Raw genomic sequence first — 17,395 nt, 5'->3', positions numbered from 1 at the left:
GGCTCATCCTGAGGTAATGAGCCCTCCCGATCCGACACCTTTGCCGGATCGGGATAGCGGTGTCATGTCAGACAACAAAACGATTAACCAGATCCCTCATGGTTACTGAGAGATTATCCAGCCGCTGGCTGTCATTCGCGGCCTGAGAAACCAATGCCGCGTTTTGCTGTGTAACCTGCTCCATGGGTCTCAGCGCCAGGTTTATCTGGGAAACACCCTGCGATTGTTCCGTCGCTACCCGGGCGATATCGCCGATATATTGCTTCATACTGGTGGTATTATCCGCCGCCGCTTTTAGCGCGGTAGCTGATGCGGTAACCCGCTCAACGCCCTCGCTGATTTTTACCATATTCTGCGCCACCAGCTCCCGGATCTGATTCGCTTCTTTAGCACAGCGCTGTGAAAGGTTACGCACTTCACTGGCTACTACCGCAAACCCCCTTCCCATCTCTCCGGCGCGAGCCGCTTCAACAGCCGCATTCAGCGCCAGCAAATTCGTCTGAAAGGAAATATCATCAATTGAGGTAACGATATTTGAGATTTTCTCACTGGAGGAGCGAATATCCCCCATGCTCTGATTTGCCGCGCTGGCGACGTTACTGGCCTGGCGAACCTCTTTTTCCAATCTTATTGTCAGGAGCTCCGCTTCGCGGGCATTGTCCGCCGTTTGCGTAATCGTCGTTGAGAGCTGTTCCATACTGGCCACGGCTTCTACAATCGATGCGGCCTGTTCATCGGTGCGCTGGGCCAGATCCTGATTTCCCGCCGTAATACTACTGCTGGCATCGTACAGCACCAGAGAGCCTTGTTTAATCTCCTGTACGATGTGCTGAATATTTTCCAGCATCGTGTTATAGGCGCGATTGAGCGAAGAAAGCTCGTCTTTCCCTGGTGTCGCCAGACGTTGAGTCAGATCGCCGTTCATACCCGCAATCTTGTTTAGCGTGTCGCTGAACTGACGGTGCATATTGAGTGCGATGGCCCCGGCGAACGCCAATGATGCCAGTAGCGCCAGCAGGCTCACGGCCATATATATCTGCCAGTTCTTACGCGCATCCTGCGCGAGTTTTATCGCACTTTCCCACAGAAGATTCGCTGCCACATTTTCAATCTGTCGCATCACTTCAATACGCTGGGTTTGTACTTTAAACCAGACGGTAGGATCGACGTCAAATCCACCATTCGCCGCATGACTAAACGCAGCTTCGCGTAATGAAAGCGCTTGGGTAGCGTCGGTGGATTGTAAGCGACTTTTGAGCATGGCGGCCTGTTCAGGTGGACTCAGGCGCAAAGATTGCGCCAGCCAGACATTCTGTTTACTGACCACATCGCTAAGCTGATGTAATTGTCCGTCGGCGAAATGACCAGAGGAAAAGATATTTGCCAGCAGCGCCCGCTCAATACCCGCTTGCTCCTTCAAATTCAGCAGGTTGTAGTAGGCTGCGAATGAATTCGCCATCTCGCCGGAATCCGTCAACGTCCCTAACCGGCCCACAAAATTCAGTACATCAGCAATAACGTTGGTATAAAACTTAACCACCTCAGAGGCTGGCAGACCCAATTGCGTCACCTTATCCCGGAGTGTCGCCAGTGACAGAATATTTTTCTTAAACGCGGCGACAGAGGTGGTGACATCCCCTGCCTGTAAGGCGGTATCGGACAGCGAATCCACAAATACCTCGATCTCGCGATCGGTTAAGGCCCGTTGTGCGTTTAGTTCATCTTTGAACGTCTTCCCTTCGGCCCCAAGAAACCCGACACTCATTCCACGCTCTTTTTGCAGTTCATGCACCACATTTCCGGCACTGCGCGCGAGGGCTGTCAGTTGGGCAATATTCTCCATCTGTCGTTCTGTTTCGATGCGCGTCCATATTCCTGAACCAGCAAACCAACATAACGCCAATAATAGTGGTTGCAGCGCGATTATTAACTTCATTTTCATCGGCATTCGATAAACCCACCACATGCCACTTACCTCCCTTATCCATATTTTCGTCATGGTTATCGGCGTGGTGTCGCTGCACTTTACATCTTTTCAAGAGATACATGGCTATTTATTTGGTTTAATATTGTTCAATATACCTCTATATAATTAGAACAAACAGGATAAACATCCATTTATATTATATTCCCAAATCTATATTTTATTATTTGAGAATATATAGCATGTTATATCTTATTCTAAGGAGGTTAATGATTAACTTGATGCTCAACGGCAGAAAGACACAAGATCGCTCCCACCGCGAGTGGCGCCCAAAGAGCTACCTGCAGAGCGCGCCTCATCTGGCTTCCCACCGAACGTTAAGGTTATAATCCTTACAACGATTTTATTGGTTTAGAAGCGACGATGACAAAACTTACCCTACAGGAACAGATGCTTAAGGCCGGTCTGGTCAGCAGCAAAAAAATGGCAAAAGTGCAGAGAACGGCGAAAAAATCGCGCGTTCAGGCTCGTGAAGCCAGAGAGGCGGTGGAAGAGAATAAAAAAGCACAGGCCGAGCGTGATAAACAGCTCAGCGAGCAGCAAAAGCAGGCTGCGCTGTCTAAAGAGTATAAAGCGCAGATCAAACAACTTATTGAAATGAATAAAATCACCATTTCTCGTGGCGATATTGGTTACAACTTCACTGATAATAACCTAATCAAAAAAGTCTATGTTGATAAAGTGACCCAGTCGCAGTTAATCAAGGGCCGTCTGGCCATTGCGCGTCTGACGGCTGAAAGCAGCAGCGATAGCGAATATGCCATCATTCCGGCTGTCGTCGCAGATAAAATTGCCCAGCGCGATGCAAGCTATATTGTATTAAATTGCGAGCTTAGCCAGGAAGCGAAGGACGAAGACGATCCGTATGCTGATTTTGTCGTCCCTGATGATTTGATGTGGTAAGAAAAACAAACAGATAATTCAGACTTCCGTCGCGTATTTCGGTGAGCGCTCGCGCCGCCACCGAAATACTGTCAACGTCTCTTCTTCTGGAACCTCGCCACTAAAACTTATAGTGTTCTTTGCTCAGCCCGTATTTTCTCATGCGTAAATACAGTTTTTTACGCGGAATTTGTAAATACTCCGCCACTTCATTAATGCGTCCCTGATGAATATTTAACGCCTCGGTAATAATCTGCCGCTCGTACTCCTCCACCCGGCGATCGAGCGGCGTCGGTTCAGGCATATGCAGCTGCGGATTTGCGGTTTCAGCCAGCGGAAGTAGCCCAACGGCAAAAAGCTCAGCGGCGTTCGCCAGCTCCCGAACATTACTTAACCACACGCGGCGCCGCATGCCTTTCAGGAGTTCCCCGTCAACGTCAGGTACCGGATGATTCAGGCGCAGACAGGCTTTCTGCAGATAATGACGAAACAGGGGCTCAATATCATCGGGACGCTGTGATAACGGCTGACAAGCGATTTGCGTCATCGCGAAACAGTAATAGAGTTCTGCCACAATCTGGTTAGTTGCCGCCAGTTCCACCAGCGATGTGGCGCCAATGCCGATTAAGCGAAAAGGACGCCGCTCCTGGCTTTGCAGGTGCACCAGTTGGTGCTGCTGTTCGCGCGTCAGGCATTCAATATGGCTCAGGACCAGCGTACCGCCTTGCGCCTGGGCAATAAGGTCATTGAGTTGTCCCGCATTGCCTGGCGTCAATTCACCGCGGATAAACGGTTCCTCGGTGCTGCGCCCAAGCTGATGCAAATAACGGGCTCCCGTCATACGCCCCGTTCCCGCCTCGCCATAAAACCAGACGGCAATATCCGTTTCCGCCAGCTGCTGCAGACGCTGGCGGTACTGATTGACCCATTCGCTGTAACCGATCAGCTCAACCTGCAGCTTTTGCTGACAATAGTGGCGACGCGCAATCACCGATTTTCGCTGACGCAGCGCATCTTCTACCAACAACAGCAGTTTGCCGGGGTCGACCGGTTTTTGCAGAAAATCCCAGGCCCCTTTTTTCACCGCTTCCACGGCCATCGGGACGTCGCCATGGCCGGTGATCAACAGGATCGGCAGCTGATTATCATCCTGATGAAACAACGTCATGAGATCGATTCCATTGCAGCCAGGCATACACACGTCGCTCAGGACAATCCCCGGCCAGTCGGCCTGTAGCCAATTTCTGGCGTCAAAAGGGTTACTGCATGCGTATACACGATAACCCTCCTGTTCAAGCAACAGCGTGTAAGCGTCGAGAACATCGGCATCGTCATCAATCAGCAAAACAGCATATTCATCACACAACATCGTTTACATCCGTCAGATTAAATTGCAGCACGACGCAGGCATTGCGCCCCGGCGTCGAGGCCAGGCGCAGCTCGCCGTTCATTTGCGTCATTAACGATACACAAATTGATAAACCAATACCGAGACCCACATCCTTACTGGTGGTAAACGGCTTTAATAGTGATGGCAACAACGCGCCTGGCCAGCCGGGGCCGTTATCACAGACTAAGACACACAATCGGTGGCCTTCAGCCTGCCAGTGAACCTCTATTTCCGCGGCAGCCGGACAGGCATCCAGCGCATTTGCCAGTATGTTTACCAGTACCTGCTGAATACGCACTTCATCACCTGCCACCCACACACTGTGAGCAGGAAGCGTCAGCGTACCCTGCTGCTTATGGCGCATAGCCAGCAGTTCCCAGGCAGCAGTAAACGTTTGTCGTAGATCGACCGGATGTAAAGGCGCGCCCGGCTCAGCCCGACGCGCAAACTGACGCAGCGAACGGATAATGGCATCGATGCGGGTAATCAGCCCCTCCGCTTTGGTTAACGTGCTTCTGGCCTGAGCGGATTGCCCCTGCTCAATTGCCCTTCCCGCCGTAAACAGGTACATCGACAGCGCATTCAGCGGTTGATTAATTTCGTGCGCCAGAGTGGTCATGGTCTGGCCGACCACCGCCAGTTTAGCCGTCTGGATCAGCTCATCCTGCGTTGCCCGGAGATCGGACTCAATCTCCTTACGCTCCGCCACTTCCTGCTCAAGCTGATTTTTTTGCGCATTCAACTGGCCCAGAGTATGGCGCAGCAGGCCCGCGATACGCCCCAATTCATCGCGCCCGTAAACCGGGATAGTGGCGTCCGTTCGCCCCAGACCGATTTGCACCACAGCCTGGTTGAGCGCGGTAAAACGCTTCACCAGCCGGGAACGAATGAAGTAGTGGTTAAGTCCCCAGGCGAGAAGGAGCGCCAGCAGCGTCGCCAACAGAATAAGTCCGCCGCTGACGCGAACAATTTGTTCCAGCCGCTGGTTAAACATCTGCATTTGCTGATGGCTATTTCCCAATTGCGCTTCAAGCAGTGTTCGAAAGCGCCCGAGTGTTGCCTCTCTGGCGTGGTTGGCATCAATGAGCGCTTTTTGCGCAGCGACATAATCGCGCATCGTATCGGGCATTTTATTTTTCATCATCCCGATTTCCAGCAGTTCATCAATGGTTTGCCGCAGGGTGATGGTACTGGGCCAGTCATCGAGGGTACGGATGTTTTCATCGGCGGTTTTCTTCAGATTCTCCAGGTAGCGGATATGGTTCTCCACCAGCATCCCGTCGTCGCTGCCCGATTTCAGTTCATTAAGCCTGTCGCGTAAATCATCGACGATCTGATTTTCAATTCTTGCCAGGGTGTAAACCTGCTGCTGCTCGTTTTGCACCTCTCTGGCACGTTTGAGATACAGTGCCGCATCGCCACTTTTTGCCTCGATTTGATCCAATAACGTCCCCTGTTGCCAGGTAAAATCCTGCACCAGTGAATTCAGCTCGGTGTTAAAATCATCGTGTAGCCAGTCGATACGTGCGGAGAGTTCACTCACTTTTTCACGCACGAGGAACATGTTGTAGAGCACCCGGTCCAGTTCCGCCATCAGCGCCCGGCTGTCCTGCAAAATCACCACCAGCTGCTGTTGCTCTGCGGGTTGTAGCCCCCGGCTCAGAGTCTCGATTTTATCCAGATGTGAGATTATCTGATTGCGCAGTTGCAGCCTCACCGTCGTGTTGGGGGCCAGCAGGAATTCATTAAGTTGATCCACAACCAGGTTAAGATTCCCTTCAATCAAAAAAGCGGAATGCACGCGCGGGAAGTAATCATCAAGCGAATAGCGTATCTGCGAGCTCTGCTCATGCCATGAGTACAAACTGACGCAGCTTACGCTCAACGTCAGTAGTGCGCCCGTCAGAAAGGCTCCCCGCAGGCTGCTGCTGATGTTGAGCTGCCGCAGGCGTTGCAGTATCGATCCACCTTTCATTTTAATTCTTCCAGTTTTGCTATCGCCTGACGTTGATTTTTAAGAAACCACAGCTGCCATTCCATCATCTGCTGTTCGGCAAAGCTTTTGTTATCGAACTGAGCAAGCCAGGCCTCATCTTCACTACGCCTGGCATCTATCGGGACGCTGGTCAGTAAGGCTCTGATTTCGGGTAACGGGCGTTTCAGGCGCGCTTCCGCACTGTATAGCGCTCGCCAGGCATCTTTCAGTTGTGCGAGACGAAAACTGATGGCGGTATCAAACATCCGTTGCACCAGCCGCTGCCGCTTAAGGATCAGCCGATAATTAAGCGCAGGCTGATTCATCAACATAGCCTGTTGAGCGGCCCGTGGGTTATCTGGCGCGAGCTGGGTAACCGGATATTTTCCCGTATTCGCATCCGCAAGGATCCGCTGTCCTTCCGGACTTAATAAGTAGCGGATAAAACGACGCGCTTCACTGGCGTGCTGGCTGTTCTTGAGAACGGCGACATAGGTTGGCGACACTGCGGAGCGAGGAAAATAGGTAAAGGCCAGATGCGGATCGTTGAGCAACAGGTTGGCATAGTTATCAATGACCGGTCCGGCAACGCCAAGACCGCTCTTAATTTTGTCGGCTACGCCAAAACTGCGTGATGAAATCGTCACCAGATTACCCGCGCTCGCTAACAGCGTCGCCCAGCCCTCTTCCCACCCTTTTTGCTGCAACAGCGACTCAACCATCAGATGATTGGTATCGGAACGTGACGGACTACTCATCAACAACGCATTCTGATATTTAGGCTGCGTTAAATCCGTCCAGTCAGCAGGAGGAGAAAGGTGTCGCGCCGCCAGCGCGGAACGGTTAATTAGCAGGCCAAAACCGGATATCGCCACCGCCACAGAGGTAGAACGAATAGACTCAGGCACCAACCTCTGGCTTTCCGGCAACGCATTATCAAAGGGCGCCAGCTTCTGATGCTCCTGAAGATGCTGTAACAGCATGGGCGATGAGGTCAAAATGAGATCAACGTTTTCCGCATTCGCGGTATCAAGCAGTTGTTCCAGCGAGCTGCTGGTCCGGTTTAACGTGCGAATCATCACCGATCCCGGCTGCGTCTGCCAGCGCTGGATAATCCAGGCCGTGGCGCCGGGGGAAAAGGTTGTGGCCATCACCAGCTCTTTACTCAACGCCTGGCGACCCGCCAACAGCGACATGAAACAGAGCGAGATTGCCCAAAAACGCCGCCAACAGAAAAGTCTGTTTGTGATCCCGTTCATAAATACCAACATGTGCAAAAAATAATATTGAGACAAAACTTACCCGTTTATCACTACAGTTGAGAGGAATAAGGTTATTCGCAAGTTTACCAAACGGAAAGTGACTACATCAGCAAAGAATACCCGAAAATACAGTATGAATTTGTTAATATCCGCACATGACAGCAATAAAAGTCCGCGTAAAAGAACAGAAATAAAATATCATTATTTAAAAAGAGTCAAAATCCGCCGCGCCACCCACAAAATGGGTCAATAATGACACATTTCATCGACTTGAGTTTCTCTCCTGCCTATTTCACTCTTCACCACGAAAACTCCTGATATTCACATCAATATAAATTTAGGTGATGATATGTTATCAATATTTAAGGCAGGGCCTGCGGCAAATAAAGTCCCGGCGGAGAAAGTCCAGGAAACTTATGGTCGCTATCGCATTCAGGCATTACTCAGCGTATTCCTGGGCTATCTTGCGTACTATATTGTGCGTAATAACTTCACGCTCTCAACGCCTTATCTGAAGGAGCATTTGGATCTCAGCGCCACGCAGATCGGTTTACTCAGCAGTTGTATGCTTATCGCCTATGGGATCAGTAAAGGCATTATGAGCAGCCTGGCAGACAAAGCCAGCCCCAAAGTCTTTATGGCATGCGGTTTGATTCTGTGCGCCATCGTCAACGTAGGTTTAGGATTCAGTACCGGATTCTGGATTTTTGCCGCGCTGGTTGTCTTCAACGGCTTGTTCCAGGGGATGGGCGTCGGCCCTTCATTTATTACTATCGCCAACTGGTTTCCGCGTAAAGAACGTGGACGCGTTGGCGCATTCTGGAATATCTCACACAATGTCGGTGGTGGTATTGTTGCCCCGATCGTTGGTGCCGCCTTTGCCATTTTGGGAAGTGAACACTGGCAAAGCGCCAGCTATATTGTTCCGGCCGGCGTTGCCGTCCTGTTTGCATTTATCGTGCTGATGCTGGGGAAAGGTTCACCACGCCAGGAAGGTTTACCGGCTCTGGAACAAATGATGCCGGAAGAAAAAGTTGTATTAAATGCCCGACACGCTGTCCAGGCGCCAGAAAATATGAGCGCCTTCCAGATCTTCTGCACTTATGTCCTGCGTAATAAAAATGCCTGGTATGTTTCACTGGTAGATGTTTTTGTCTATATGGTACGTTTTGGCATGATTAGCTGGTTGCCAATTTATCTGTTAACCGAAAAACATTTCTCGAAAGAGGAAATGAGCGTCGCTTTTTTATTTTTCGAATGGGCGGCAATCCCTTCCACATTACTGGCGGGTTGGCTTACCGATAAACTGTTTAAAGGCCGTCGCATGCCATTGGCCATGATTTGTATGGCACTCATTTTCGTCTGTCTGATCGGCTACTGGAAAAGCGAATCGCTGTTGATGGTGACTATTTTTGCCGCCATCGTTGGCTGCCTGATTTATGTTCCTCAGTTCCTGGCCTCCGTTCAGACCATGGAAATCGTACCCAGCTTCGCAGTGGGTTCCGCAGTAGGATTGCGCGGATTTATGAGCTACATTTTTGGCGCGTCATTGGGCACCAGCCTGTTTGGCGTAATGGTCGACAAAATGGGATGGCATGGCGGTTTCTATCTGCTGATGGGGGGAATTGTCTGCTGCATCCTGTTCTGCTACCTCTCTCATCGCGGGGCGCTGGAACTTGAGCAACAGCGGAAAAATGCTCAACAAGAAGAAGCATCACTCCAGTTGGCTGACGCCCGTTAATCGATTTCAGTCTCGCAAAAAGTGCCAGCGCAGCTGGCACTTCCCTACTCTCAGCTAAATAAAAAACAGCTAAACGTGAAAATTCATTTCCAATCGTAACACGCCGGATTATTGCCTACCGTCCCCCACCATAAAGCGAATGATCAAACCGCATGTTGGGGCAAGAAAAAGGAATAATCCGGTTACCATTTCGTTACCATTAGTCAACCGCATAGTAAAAACGTAAATTAAGGCGGTGAGTATGACCATGCCGATAAAAGCGCTTATTGACGCCGCAGCGCCCATTACCTGCCAGATGTAGCAACTGACGCTCAGAATACTCAATGCGAGAAAGGTCCAAAAATAGAGCATAGCGATACCTCCTGTTTGCCATAAAACTTTACGTAAGTCCTTACACTCCCTTGTTTTTATATTCTAAGATAATTTCCATCAGTTCGCAATTTAAGCAACATTTACGTTACAAAAATCACTCATCTGCTTACAATTTAGATATACACCTGGAGTTTATTTATTCATCATAAAAACAATGAATTATAAATAGTCTTTTTTTTGTTCTTAATCGCCCCCAAAATATTTACGAAACTTGAGTAATTATTTCTGGCTGACATTAATCTTCGGGTGTACATTGTGCGTCCGATCATTCATGCCCCTCGTGGTTTTGTCCTGACTCAGTTTTACACTCTTTGCAGGAACCAATGTCGTTTATGGCGGCCTAACGATCTGTGCAGAGTGTAACGCGCCAGACCCAGCGTCTTCGCGATACATCTATTTCGTACCAACAACAGGTGCTTATGTTTCCCCAATGTAAATTTTCACGCGCGTTTTTGCATCCGCGCTATTGGCTCACGTGGTTTGGCGTCGGTGTGCTCTGGTTACTGGTACAACTTCCCTATCCCGTATTATGTTTTCTTGGTACCCGTACAGGAACACTGGCTCGCCCATTTTTAAAGCGCCGTGAATCTATTGCACGTAAAAACCTCGAACTCTGTTTCCCCAATCTGTCGCAGGAAGAAAGAGACAAACTGGTCGATGAGAACTTCCGTTCACTCGGCATGGGACTGCTTGAAACAGGTATGGCCTGGTTCTGGCCGGATCACCGCGTTCGCAAATGGTTTGATGTAGAAGGGTTGGACAACCTGAAACGCGCCCAGATGGAAGACCGTGGCGTGATGGTCGTAGGCGTACACTTTATGTCGCTCGAATTAGGTGGCCGCGTAATGGGGCTGTGCCAGCCGATGATGGCAACCTATCGCCCGCACAACAATAAGTTGATGGAGTGGATCCAAACCCGCGGTCGTATGCGTTCCAACAAAGCCATGATCGGCAGAAATAATCTGCGTGGCATTGTCGGCGCCCTGAAAAAAGGGGAAGCGGTATGGTTTGCTCCCGATCAGGACTACGGCCGTAAAGGAAGCTCATTCGCGCCTTTCTTCGCCGTTAAAAACGTGGCAACCACCAATGGTACTTACGTGCTGTCGCGCCTGTCAGGCGCAGCGATGCTGACCGTAACCATGGTGAGAAAAGCAGATAACTCAGGTTACCGCCTGTTTATCACACCACAAATGGAAGGTTACCCGGCAGATGAAAGCCAGGCTGCGGCTTATATGAATAAAATTATCGAAAAAGAGATCATGCGCGCGCCCGAGCAGTATCTCTGGATCCACCGTCGCTTCAAAACCCGCCCCATGGGTGAAGCCTCGTTATATATCTAAAAAGAAAGGCCTTACGGCCTTTCTTTTTGTCTGTGGCTGAATTACTTAACGCCCCACTCGTTCTGTAGTTCAGCCATGCGCTCATTGTAGTTACGAGCAATACAGGCTGGTTTATCCTGCTCTTTCCAGCACTCGTTTCGTCCTTTAACCCAGCCGCGCTGCTCCGCTTTCAGCGTTGGGTTATTTTTCGATTTAACCAACGCCTGTTTGTAGACCCCGTTCAACTTAACATCCAGCTCGGAGAGTGATGGACTCTGGCAAATAACTTCTTCAATACTTCCCTTTGCCACCGCTGAGCAGGAGAAAGAAGGACCGCTGTGGGGCGATTTTTCCCCCGGGGCGTAGTCAATATTGTCTTCAGGCTGACAAATTCCGTGCTTACGATTTGGCCCTGACCATGAAACTTCCGGGTTGCCGTCATCTTTACGGGAGATGGAAAGCGTATTTTTGCCGCTTTTGGCTTCCCAGTAGTTTTCATTGAAGCTCTTTACGGTCGCCTTGGCACCGTCAATCCAAACGTTACCTTTACCATCACTATTCACACCACCAATACTTACGCAGCTGAAATTAAACGCCAACGGTGAGGCCGCCATTGACGTCACTGGCGTAAGAACGAGTGCTAACATCATTAATCTGGTCATTTTTAACCTTTTCATTATTGAATTCCGCGAAAAATTAACCACATTCATACTATGGTGATATGAGAATTCTCCGACTAATCATTACGTCGCTCAATAGCAATTTATTACCGGCAGAAATTAAACTGTCGCCGAATCACGACACTTGTAAGTTATTAAAATTAAATAGAAAAATGCCTCTTGTCTCACCTCATTTTTAGGCGTACATTAGCGCCGTCTGGAGCACTAAAGCTCAGAATTCTGAGGTGATGCAGCCAGGCAAACGAGGTATATTCTCCATTTCGTTTGCGCGTGCATCAGCTCTCTGTCAGGTAAGCATATGTTCATTCAGACGTACCCAGGTACGCGGAGAGATGAAAAGTGAAATATTTCTTTATGGGCATTTCTTTTATGGTCATCGTTTGGGCCGGTACGTTCGCCCTGATGATCTAAATAAAAGACGCAGCAAAAAAACAGGAGCCATCAGGCTCCTGTTTGCTTTTGGAGATCTCACGATCGGTTAGTCGGTACTTTCAATAGCCGATTTCGCACTGGCAGGCAGTAAGCCATCTGCGCGGAACATCGCTTTGATGCCGCGGATCGCCTGGCGGGTACGGTCACGGTTTTCAATTAAGGCAAAACGCACGTGCGTATCGCCATAATCACCAAAGCCAATCCCCGGCGAAACGCATACTTTCGCTTCGTTCAGCAGTTTCTTGGCAAACTCAAGTGACCCCATCGCGGCATATTGCTCAGGAATTTTCGCCCAAACGTACATTGAGGCCTTTGGCATCTCAACCATCCAACCGGCCTCATGCAGTCCTTTAACCAGCACATCACGACGGCGTTTATACTGCTCGGCAATATCCCGTACGCATTGCTGATCGCCTTCCAGCGCCGCGATTGCCGCAACCTGCAACGGTGTAAACGTCCCGTAATCGTGATAACTCTTGATGCGCGCCAGCGCGTTGACCAGCGTTTTATTGCCAACCATAAAACCGATACGCCAGCCCGCCATGTTGTAGCTTTTCGACAGGGTGAAAAATTCAACCGCGACATCACGAGCGCCAGGTACTTGCATAATCGATGGCGCTTTCCAGCCATCGTAAACGATATCGGCATAGGCGAGATCGTGAACCACCAGCACGTCATAGCGTTTAGCCAGCGCGACGACTTTTTCGAAAAATTCCAGCTCGACGCACTGTGCTGTCGGGTTGGACGGGAAACCTAAGATCATCATCTTCGGTTTCGGGTAGCTTTCACGGATCGCGCGCTCCAGCTCATTAAAGAAATCGACACCTTCAACCAGCGGCACTGACCGTACCTGCGCCCCGGCAATCACCGCGCCATAAATATGAATGGGATAGCTCGGGTTGGGTACGAGAACCGTATCACCATGATCGAGCGTTGCCAGCATCAGGTGCGCCAGTCCCTCTTTGGAACCAATAGTCACAATCGCTTCGGATTCGGGATCAATTTCAACGTCATAGCGTTCCTGATACCAGCGGGAAATCGCCCGACGCAGACGCGGAATGCCGCGAGACGTGGAATAGCCATGCGTGTCCGGGCGCTGCGCCACGGTACACAGTTTTTCAACAATGTGAGGAGGCGTGGCCCCATCTGGGTTCCCCATACTGAAATCGATAATATCTTCGCCGCGCCGACGCGCAGCCATCTTCAGTTCAGCGGTAATGTTAAAAACGTAAGGGGGAAGGCGATCAATACGCGTAAAGCGACGTTCAGGGCGGGTGTCAGCCATAATATCCTCAGATTAACGTTAGCGCCCGGACCGTCCGAGCGACGCTGCCACGATGGTGGCACGTTTAGAAAATAGCCTGAATAATTTCCTTCTGTCGAGAGGCAAAACAAAATATTTTTTTCGACACAAATGAGGAACAGGCAAACAAAATGAGGAAATATTCATTTTCACACACAGCTAAAAATTACCATCATTTAACATTTTATTGTTGAAAACATTACCTTGATCTTTGCGCTTAGAAGACAGGTATTGTAAATACAACAACAATGCAACAATCCCCTTTTAATATTAAGGTTTTTCCTCATTAGCCGCAGGCTGCGCGGGCGCTGGTCATCCAGACTCAGGTTGCCTATCATAGAGGTTTAACCCCTGCGCAAGAGTCACCCGTGCACGAAATATTTAATATGCTGCTGGCGGTATTTGACCGGGCAGCGCTAATGCTGTTTTGTCTGTTTTTCCTGATTCGTATCCGCCTGTTTCGCGAACTGTTGCACAAGTCAGCTCACTCCCCGAAAGAGTTGCTCGCCGTCACCGCGATTTTCTCGATGTTTGCCCTGTTCAGTACCTGGTCCGGCGTACCGGTTGAAGGCTCACTGGTAAACGTACGTATTATCGCGGTCATGTCAGGGGGAATTTTGTTCGGTCCGTGGGTCGGCATCATTACGGGACTCATCGCCGGCACCCACCGCTACCTGATTGATATTGGCGGCGTAACCGCCCTACCCTGCTTTATTACCAGTATTCTGGCAGGCTGCATTGCCGGGTGGATCAACCGTAAGATCCCCAAAGCGCAACACTGGCGCGCAGGTATTTTAGGCGGAATGCTGTGCGAATCCCTGACCATGATCCTCGTCGTTGCCTGGGCGCCTACGACCGCGCTGGGGCTGGATATCGTCTCGAAAATCGGTATCCCGATGATCCTGGGCAGCGTCTGTATTGGTTTTATCGTCATGCTGGTTCAAAGCGTGGAGGGCGAGAAAGAAGCCAGCGCCGCGAAACAGGCCAAGCTGGCACTGGATATCGCCAACAAAACCCTGCCGCTTTTCCGTCACGTCAACAGCGAGTCGCTCCGCCAGGTGTGTGAAATTATTCGCCATGACATCCATGCAGACGCCGTCGCGATTACCAATACCCAGCACGTTCTGGCCTACGTTGGCGTGGGTGAACTGAATTACCGCGATAACGATGACTTCGTCAGCCCGACCACGCGACAGGCGATCAATTACGGAAAAATAATTATAAAAAACAATGATGAAGCACATCGGACACCGGAAATACACTCCATGCTGGTGATCCCACTTTGGGAGAAAGGCGTTGTCACCGGCACGCTGAAGATCTACTACTGTCACGCTCACCAGATCACCTCCTCGCTACAGGAAATGGCCATCGGCCTGTCGCAAATTATCTCGACTCAGCTTGAGGTTTCTCGGGCGGAACAGCTACGCGAAATGGCAAATAAGGCAGAACTGCGGGCACTGCAGAGTAAAATAAATCCCCATTTCCTGTTTAACGCCCTGAACGCTATTTCGTCGTCGGTGCGACTTAACCCGGACACCGCGCGCCAGCTCATTTTTAATTTGTCGCGTTATCTTCGCTATAATATTGAATTAAAAGATGATGAGCAGATCGACATCAAGAAAGAGCTGTACCAAATCAAGGATTACATCGCCATCGAACAGGCCCGTTTTGGCGACAAGCTAACGGTTATTTATGATATTGATGAAGAGGTAAGCTGTTATATTCCCAGCCTGCTGATTCAGCCGCTTGTCGAGAACGCCATTGTTCATGGTATTCAACCCTGCAAAGGGAAAGGCGTGGTGACCATCAGCGTTGCAGAGTGCGGAAATCGGGTACGAATTGCCGTGCGGGACACCGGTCATGGGATCGATCCGAAAGTGATTGAGCGGGTCGAATCCAATGAAATGCCGGGTAATAAAATTGGCCTGTTGAATGTCCATCATCGCGTTAAGCTGCTCTATGGCGAAGGATTACTGATCCGCCGTCTGGAGCCGGGCACAGAGATTGCCTTTTATGTGCCTAATCAGCACTCGCCCGCAGCCGCACCGGCCACATTATTGCTTTAACCAGGAGTGAAGTCGTGAAAGTCATCATTGTCGAAGATGAATTCCTGGCCCAACAGGAACTAAGCTGGCTGATAAAAGAGCACAGCCAGATGGAGATTGTCGGCACATTTGACGACGGTCTTGACGTGCTGAAATATCTCCAGCACAACCGCGTTGACGCTATTTTTCTGGATATCAATATTCCCTCGCTGGATGGTGTACTGTTGGCGCAAAACATCAGCCAGTTCGCGCATAAGCCCTTTATTGTGTTTATTACCGCGTGGAAAGAGCACGCTGTTGAAGCTTTCGAACTGGAAGCTTTTGACTATATTCTGAAACCGTATCAAGAATCGCGCATTGTTGGCATGCTACAAAAGCTGGAGACCGCCTGGCAACAGCAGCAAGCGGGAACCTCGCCAGCCAGCCCGGTGATCCGTGAAAACGATACGATCAACCTGATCAAAGATGAGCGGATCATCGTAACCCCGATCAACGACATCTACTACGCTGAAGCCCATGAAAAGATGACCTTCGTCTATACCCGGCGCGAGTCGTATGTGATGCCAATGAACATCACCGAATTTTGCAGCAAACTGCCTGCTTCGCATTTCTTCCGCTGCCACCGCTCATTCTGTGTGAATTTGAATAAAATTCGCGAGATCGAACCCTGGTTTAACAACACCTACATTCTGCGCTTAAAAGACCTGGAATTTGAAATCCCGGTGAGTCGGAGTAAAGTGAAAGAGTTCAGACAGTTAATGCACTTATAGCGCAGAGAAAGAGCAATGAAAGAGCCAGGCCTGCCCGCCGACCAACAGTTTTTTGCCGATCTGTTCAGCGGCCTGGTGTTAAATCCGCAGCGTCTGGGGCGCGTATGGTTCGCTACCCCGCGAACCACATTACCGACCGGCAGTTTATGTATTGACCTGCCCCGCCTGGATATCGTGCTGCGCGGAGAGTACAGCAACCAGCTGGAAAAACAGCAGCACAGCCTGGCGGAAGGCGACATGTTGTTCATCCCGGCGAAAGCGGCGAATTTACCAGGCAACGATAAACCGGTGATGCTCTTGAGCCTGGTATTTTCTCCAGCCTGGCTGGGCCTCTCTTTTTACGACAACCGAACCGCATCGCTGTTGCGTCCCGTACGTCGCATTGAGTTACCACATCCGCAGCGCGGTGAAGGCGAGGCGATGCTTACCGCATTGACCCATTTAAGCCGCTCACCTCAGGCCCAGGATATTATTCAACCGCTGGTGCTGAGTCTGCTGCACCTGTGCCGCAGCGTGGTAAACACCCGGCCTGATATAGCGCGCCCGCGCTCTGAATTTCTCTATCACAGCATATGTAATTGGGTCCAGGACAACTATGCCCAATCGCTGAGCCGGGAAAACGTAGCGCAGTTTTTTAATATCACGCCGAATCACTTATCAAAAATATTTACCCAGCATGGCACCATGGGATTTGTCGAGTACGTGCGGTGGGTGAGAATGGCGAAGGCGCGCATCATCTTACAGAAATATCATCTGTCGATTAGCGAAGTCGCACAGCGTTGCGGGTATCAGGACAGTGATTATTTTTGCCGCCTGTTCCGCCGTCAGTTTGGCCTGACGCCGGGCGAGTACGGCGCGCGTTTCCAGTCAGCACGTTGATTGAAACAACACCAACGCGTTAGTCATATCCACTTGTATCGTTGTAGAATAATGCCCCTTCGCACATAACGTGCAGGCTGACTCAACAAAGTGAATATTCGATGAAAAACAGACGTGCACTTTCCCTGATGTGTCTTCAGATGCTGGAATCAGGTGCGGATCGTCGGACCGTGAAAAGAGCGCTCACCGCCCGACGCGTAAAAGGTCGCCAGGCGGTAGTACTGCTCTGCAAACAAGAGATGACGTTATTAAGGGCCGGGAAACTGCCGATTCAACACACCATAAATTAATAATTTCTCTATCAGAAGCCTTTACGCAGCCTGCAAGCGCCTCGCCGCAGGCTGGAAAGCGTTCCTCTCTG

15 protein-coding genes are annotated in these 17,395 nt (G+C 50.3%); 8 read left to right on the top strand and 7 right to left on the bottom strand.

Going from position 1 to position 17,395, the window contains the following annotated elements; genetic code table 11:
• Positions 1-67 precede the first annotated feature (67 nt).
• A complete protein-coding gene (locus ICA20_RS07495; RefSeq protein WP_038642405.1) occupies positions 68-1,966 on the bottom strand; it encodes a methyl-accepting chemotaxis protein in 1,899 nt (632 codons plus the stop codon).
• A gap of 381 nt (positions 1,967-2,347) precedes the next feature.
• Between ICA20_RS07495 and ICA20_RS07490 the strand changes: the two genes are divergently transcribed.
• Positions 2,348-2,887 (top strand): DUF2058 domain-containing protein, encoded by a 540-nt coding sequence (locus ICA20_RS07490; protein ID WP_038642407.1) that lies wholly within the window; start codon positions 2,348-2,350, stop codon positions 2,885-2,887.
• A 100-nt stretch (positions 2,888-2,987) separates the two neighbouring features.
• On the opposite strand, the gene pgtA is transcribed toward ICA20_RS07490, so the two are convergent.
• Genes pgtA through pgtC form a run of 3 tightly spaced genes read right to left on the bottom strand, consistent with a single transcriptional unit; the run spans position 2,988 to position 7,427 of the window.
• Positions 2,988-4,235 (bottom strand): two-component system response regulator PgtA, encoded by a 1,248-nt coding sequence (gene pgtA / locus ICA20_RS07485; protein WP_038642409.1) that lies wholly within the window; start codon positions 4,233-4,235, stop codon positions 2,988-2,990.
• Positions 4,225-6,216, bottom strand: coding sequence for a two-component system sensor histidine kinase PgtB (pgtB, locus tag ICA20_RS07480; RefSeq protein WP_165353575.1), 1,992 nt, complete (start codon positions 6,214-6,216; stop codon positions 4,225-4,227). Before pgtB ends, pgtA begins: the two co-directional genes overlap by 11 nt.
• Positions 6,217-6,227: 11 nt before the next feature.
• Positions 6,228-7,427 (bottom strand): phosphoglycerate transport regulator PgtC, encoded by a 1,200-nt coding sequence (gene pgtC, locus ICA20_RS07475; protein WP_129695018.1) that lies wholly within the window; start codon positions 7,425-7,427, stop codon positions 6,228-6,230.
• A gap of 415 nt (positions 7,428-7,842) precedes the next feature.
• Here pgtC and pgtP point away from each other — a divergent pair, with 415 nt between their 5' ends.
• The gene (gene pgtP / locus ICA20_RS07470; RefSeq protein ID WP_038642412.1) at positions 7,843-9,234 is read left to right on the top strand and encodes a phosphoglycerate transporter PgtP; all 1,392 of its coding nucleotides are present in this window, start codon (positions 7,843-7,845) and stop codon (positions 9,232-9,234) included.
• 108 nt (positions 9,235-9,342) lie between these two features.
• Here the strand turns inward: pgtP and ICA20_RS07465 are convergent, their stop codons facing one another.
• Positions 9,343-9,585, bottom strand: coding sequence for a DUF2545 family protein (locus tag ICA20_RS07465; RefSeq protein WP_038642414.1), 243 nt, complete (start codon positions 9,583-9,585; stop codon positions 9,343-9,345).
• 440 nt (positions 9,586-10,025) lie between these two features.
• On the opposite strand from ICA20_RS07465, the gene lpxP reads away from it, so the two are divergent.
• On the top strand, positions 10,026-10,946 hold the full coding sequence (gene lpxP, locus ICA20_RS07460) for a kdo(2)-lipid IV(A) palmitoleoyltransferase (protein WP_038642416.1): 921 nt from the start codon (positions 10,026-10,028) through the stop codon (positions 10,944-10,946).
• A gap of 41 nt (positions 10,947-10,987) precedes the next feature.
• Here the strand turns inward: lpxP and ICA20_RS07455 are convergent, their stop codons facing one another.
• A complete protein-coding gene (locus ICA20_RS07455; RefSeq protein ID WP_038642418.1) occupies positions 10,988-11,602 on the bottom strand; it encodes a lysozyme inhibitor LprI family protein in 615 nt (204 codons plus the stop codon).
• A 342-nt stretch (positions 11,603-11,944) separates the two neighbouring features.
• Here ICA20_RS07455 and ypdK point away from each other — a divergent pair, with 342 nt between their 5' ends.
• Positions 11,945-12,016 carry a membrane protein YpdK gene (gene ypdK, locus ICA20_RS07450; RefSeq protein ID WP_010723117.1) on the top strand — a complete coding sequence of 24 codons (72 nt, stop codon included), beginning with the start codon at positions 11,945-11,947 and terminating at the stop codon, positions 12,014-12,016.
• A 67-nt stretch (positions 12,017-12,083) separates the two neighbouring features.
• Here ypdK and alaC read toward each other — a convergent pair whose 3' ends face one another.
• A complete protein-coding gene (alaC, locus tag ICA20_RS07445) occupies positions 12,084-13,322 on the bottom strand; it encodes an alanine transaminase (protein WP_038642420.1) in 1,239 nt (412 codons plus the stop codon).
• Positions 13,323-13,708: 386 nt separating this feature from the next.
• Here alaC and ICA20_RS07440 point away from each other — a divergent pair, with 386 nt between their 5' ends.
• The 4 genes from ICA20_RS07440 to ICA20_RS07425 all read left to right on the top strand — a co-directional run bounded on the left by ICA20_RS07440 (position 13,709) and on the right by ICA20_RS07425 (position 17,324).
• Positions 13,709-15,406: a sensor histidine kinase gene (locus tag ICA20_RS07440; RefSeq protein WP_071888159.1), complete on the top strand. Its 1,698-nt coding sequence runs from the start codon at positions 13,709-13,711 to the stop codon at positions 15,404-15,406.
• A gap of 14 nt (positions 15,407-15,420) precedes the next feature.
• Positions 15,421-16,155, top strand: a complete 735-nt coding sequence (gene ypdB / locus ICA20_RS07435) for a two-component system response regulator YpdB (protein WP_038642424.1) — start codon at positions 15,421-15,423, stop codon at positions 16,153-16,155.
• Positions 16,156-16,170: 15 nt separating this feature from the next.
• Entirely contained in the window at positions 16,171-17,034 is an 864-nt protein-coding gene (locus ICA20_RS07430; protein WP_038642425.1) for an AraC family transcriptional regulator, read from the top strand.
• Between the two features lie 101 nt (positions 17,035-17,135).
• Positions 17,136-17,324 carry a hypothetical protein gene (locus ICA20_RS07425; protein WP_071888160.1) on the top strand — a complete coding sequence of 63 codons (189 nt, stop codon included), beginning with the start codon at positions 17,136-17,138 and terminating at the stop codon, positions 17,322-17,324.
• Positions 17,325-17,395 lie beyond the last annotated feature (71 nt).

It is taken from the genome of Citrobacter sp. C5_2, from assembly GCF_014596845.2.
In the GTDB taxonomy this organism is placed as follows: domain Bacteria; phylum Pseudomonadota; class Gammaproteobacteria; order Enterobacterales; family Enterobacteriaceae; genus Citrobacter; species Citrobacter werkmanii.
The sequence above is the reverse complement of the archived record's forward strand: the minus strand, read 5'-3'. Positions and strand labels throughout refer to the sequence as shown.